4 protein-coding genes are annotated in these 3,633 nt (G+C 73.5%); 2 read left to right on the top strand and 2 right to left on the bottom strand.

Annotation, left to right across the window (positions count from 1 at the left end):
- A partial coding sequence (locus tag AB0J68_RS29220; protein WP_363941746.1) for a crosslink repair DNA glycosylase YcaQ family protein occupies window positions 1-1,128 on the bottom strand: 1,128 nt, incomplete at its 3' end.
- An 80-nt stretch (window positions 1,129-1,208) separates the two neighbouring features.
- Between AB0J68_RS29220 and AB0J68_RS29225 the strand changes: the two genes are divergently transcribed.
- Window positions 1,209-1,760: a GNAT family N-acetyltransferase gene (locus tag AB0J68_RS29225; RefSeq protein ID WP_354859191.1), complete on the top strand. Its 552-nt coding sequence runs from the start codon at window positions 1,209-1,211 to the stop codon at window positions 1,758-1,760.
- Here AB0J68_RS29225 and AB0J68_RS29230 read toward each other — a convergent pair.
- A complete protein-coding gene (locus AB0J68_RS29230) occupies window positions 1,659-2,933 on the bottom strand; it encodes a glycosyltransferase family 87 protein (protein WP_363941750.1) in 1,275 nt (424 codons plus the stop codon). The two genes, AB0J68_RS29225 and AB0J68_RS29230, sit on opposite strands and share 102 nt — an antisense overlap.
- Window positions 2,934-2,968: 35 nt before the next feature.
- On the opposite strand from AB0J68_RS29230, the gene AB0J68_RS29235 reads away from it, so the two are divergent.
- A complete protein-coding gene (locus tag AB0J68_RS29235; RefSeq protein WP_354859186.1) occupies window positions 2,969-3,550 on the top strand; it encodes a GNAT family N-acetyltransferase in 582 nt (193 codons plus the stop codon).
- The last annotated feature ends 83 nt before the right edge of the window (window positions 3,551-3,633 follow it).

A 3,633-nucleotide genomic window follows, 5' to 3' on the forward strand; every position in this document is an offset into this window, starting at 1 on the left:
CCGGTACAGCTCGGCGGCGAGCGCCACGGCGGTCTCCCCCGGGTCGGCGCCGGGCTCGACCCAGGCGGCCGGAACGAGCAGCACCCCGGCCTTGCGGTCGGCCTTCAGGTCGACCCGGGCGGTGAACCGGTCGCCCTGCAGGAACGGCAGCACGTAGTAGCCGTACACCCGCTGTGGCGCCGGGACGTAGATCTCGATCCGGTAGCTGAAGTCGAACAGCCGCTCGGTGCGGGCACGTTCCCAGACCAGCGGGTCGAACGGGCTGACCAGCGTGTTGCCCCGAATCCACCGGGGCAGCCGGGCGGACGCGTGCAGCCAGGCCGGCTGTCGCCAGCCCGCCACGGTGACCGGCACCAGCTCGCCGGCCTCGGCCAGCTCCGCGACGGCCTGCCGGGCGCCGGCCAGTGGCAGCCGAAAGTAGTCGCGCAGCTCCGGTTCGGCGGCCACCCCGAGCGACCGCGCCGCCAGGGCCACCAGAGCGCGGTACGCCTCGGCGTCGGTCGGGGTGGGCGCGCCCAGCACGGCCGGCGGGAGCACCCGCTCGGGCAGGTCGTAGCGGCGGGCGAAGGACGTGCTGCGCTCGGCGGCGGTCACCTCGCCGGCCCAGAACAGGAACTCCAGCGCCCGCTTCACCGCCGACCAGTTCCACCCCCAGTTGCCGGTCTCCCGGGGCGCGTCGTGCTCGATCTCGGCGGCGGTCAACGGACCCCGCGCGGCCACCTCGGCCCGGACCCAGGCGACCAGCTCCGGCTGCTCCTGTGCGATGCGCCGCATGCCACCCCAGGATTCGCTGTGCGCGCGGGCCATTCGCCAGCGCAGCAGCGGGTGCAGCCCGACCGGCACGAGGGACGCCTCATGGCCCCAGTATTCGAACAGCTCGCGGGGGCGGCGGTAGGCGGCCTGGTCGAGCAGCGCGGTGGGGTACGGACCGAGCCGGCTGTAGAGCGGCAGGTAGTGCGCACGTTGCAGCACGTTGACCGAGTCCATCTGGATCAACCCGACCCGGTCGAGGACCCGGCGCAGATGTCGACGCGTGGGCACCCCGACCGGCGGCGGGTCGGCGAAACCCTGGGCGGCGAGTGCCACCCGGCGGGCCTGGGCGAGTGAGAGTGCTTCCGGTGCGGCCATCGTCGGCGACGATAAATCATCGGTACGACGCCGGTGCGGGAAGCTGGACTCCGACGGCTACGGGGGCATAGAACGGTGCAATGCTGACCATCCGCCGGGAGGAGCCCGACGACGCCGAGGCGGTCGCCCGGGTGCACGTGCACGGCTGGCAGGCGGGTTACGCCGGCTTCATGCCGGACGAGGTGCTCGGACGGCTCAACGTGGGGGCCTGGGCGCAGCGCCGTCGTGACCTGGGCACCGCCGACCCGGAGCACCCGTTCAGCACCCTGCTCGGCGAGGTGGACGGGCTGGTCGTCGGCTTCACCACGTTCGGGCCGTACCGCCGCAACCAGGACCGCGACGATCTGGACCCGACGGTCGGCGAGGTGCTGGCGCTCTACGTCGAGCCGGAGTTCTGGGGCGACGGGATGGCCGCCGAACTGCTCGCCGCCGCCCGCGCCGGGCTCAGCGAACGGGGCTGGACCGGCTACCGGCTGTGGGTGCTGGCGGACAACCGGCGGGCCCGCCGGTTCTACGAACGGTCGGGGCTGTCACCGGACGGTGAACGGTCGACCTACCAGGTGCCGCTCGCCGGCGGGCGCGGGCCGGTCGGACTGGTCGAGCTGCGGTACGCCGGACGCCTCGACGACTGACCTGCCCGGTGTCAGCCACCGGCGAACCGGCAGGAAGGCCAGCAGGGCCAGGCTGATCCAGACGTACGCGTTGCTGCCGACGAAGCCGTCGACGCCGGTGAAGTCCTTTTCCCAGAACCAGACGGTCCGGCTGATCAGCAGCACGTAGCCGATGGTCGCGGCGGCCAGCAGGACGCGCCGTCGACGGCCGGCCGGCGCGGCCATCGCGTTGTCGACCAGCAGGATCAGCCCGGGCAGCAGCCAGACCAGGTGGTGCACCCAGGTGACCGGGCTGACCAGGCACATCACCGCGCCGGTCAGGGCCAGGCCGGTCGCCTCGTCACCGGCGGCGACGGCGACCCGGGACCGCCAGGCCCAGAGCGCCAGGGCGCCGAGCACCAGCAGCAGCCACAGCAGGGTGCTCGGGTGCTGCGGGTCGAGCCGGGCGACCACCCCGCGCAGCGACTGGTTGGAGACGAACGCCAGCTCCCCGACCCGCCCGGTGTTCCACAGCGCCTCGGTCCAGAACTCCCGGGAGGCGTCCGGGAAGAGCGCGCCGGCCAGCAACGTCACCCCGGCGGCCGCGCCACTGGCGGTGAGCGCCGCCCGCCACCGCCCGGTGACCAGCAGATAGACGATGAAGATGCCCGGGGTCAGCTTGATCGCGGCGGCCAGGCCGATGCCCACCCCGGCCCACCGGTCGCCGACCGGCAGCAGCCGCAGCAGGTCCACCGCCACCAGGAACAGCAGCAGTGTGTTCACCTGGCCGAAGTTGACCGTCTCCCGCATCGGCTCGAAGGCGGCGGCCAGGCAGAGCGCGACGGCGAGGGCGAACCAGGGGGTCCACCCGGCACGGCGGGCGATCGGGTCCACCAGCCACCAGATCAGCACCGTCGTGGTGACCACGCTGGCGAGTACGCTCACCACGATCGCGGCCGACCACGGCAGGTACGCCATCGGCAGCATGACCAGCGCCGCGAACGGCGGGTACGTGAAGCCGTACTGGGTGCCCGGTTTGAGGTAGTCGTAGATCTCCCCGCCGTCGTGCACCCACCACGTCAACGCGCCGTAGTAGACCTTGAGGTCGAAGAAACCGTGCCGGACGGCCGCGACGGCGAGGAACGCGGTGACCGCCGCGGCGAGCACCACCACCCCGACGACCTGCGCGGTCGTCCTGTTGGCACCCTGCGCCACCGTCGCCTCCCTCGCCCTGCGTAGGCTTCCGTCCCATGGCTCTCGGGTACGTCCGCCCGGCGCGTCCCGAGGACGCCGGCGAGATCGCACGCATCCAGCTCGCGACCTGGCGGGTCGCGTACCGCCGCATTCTGCCTCGGCATGTGCTCGACAACCTGGACGAGGCGTTCCTCGCCCGGCGGTGGAGCGCCGCGGTGCTGGAGCCGCCCTCGGGCGCGCACCGGGTGCTGGTCGCCGTCGAACAGGCCGAGCAATCGTATCTGGTGGGGTTCGCCGCCTCCGGCCCGGCCGACGGCGAGGCGCTCGCCCCGGGTGAGCCGGCCGACGCGCTCGGCCCGGACGTGGCGGCGGTGACCGACCTGCTGGTGGAGCCGCGCTGGGGCCGGCGCGGGCACGGCAGTCGGCTGCTCGCCGCGACCGTCGACCTGTGGCGGTCCGACGGCATGAGTCGGGCGGTGGCCTGGGCGTTCGACGGTGACGAGGCGACCCGGAAGTTCCTCACCAGCACCGGTTGGGAGCCCGACGGCGCGGCCCGGGCGCTGGACGTCGACGACATGCTGGTGCCTCAGGTGCGCCTGCACGTGGCCGTGCCGACCGAGAAGGTTCCGGCCGAGTGACCGGTGGGGGGGGGGGGGGGGGGCGGCCCCGGCGGGGGGAGGACACACCGAGCCAACCAACAACCCCCCCCCGGAGACGGGGT

Source organism: Micromonospora sp. NPDC049580 (assembly GCF_040675595.1).
GTDB lineage: Bacteria > Actinomycetota > Actinomycetes > Mycobacteriales > Micromonosporaceae > Micromonospora.

Coding starts and splice junctions, on each gene's coding strand:
- AB0J68_RS29235 (WP_354859186.1), top strand. CDS start 2,969: ATGGCTCTCGGGTACGTCCGCCCGGCGCGTCCCGAGGACGCCGGCGAG.
- AB0J68_RS29225 (WP_354859191.1), top strand. CDS start 1,209: ATGCTGACCATCCGCCGGGAGGAGCCCGACGACGCCGAGGCGGTCGCC.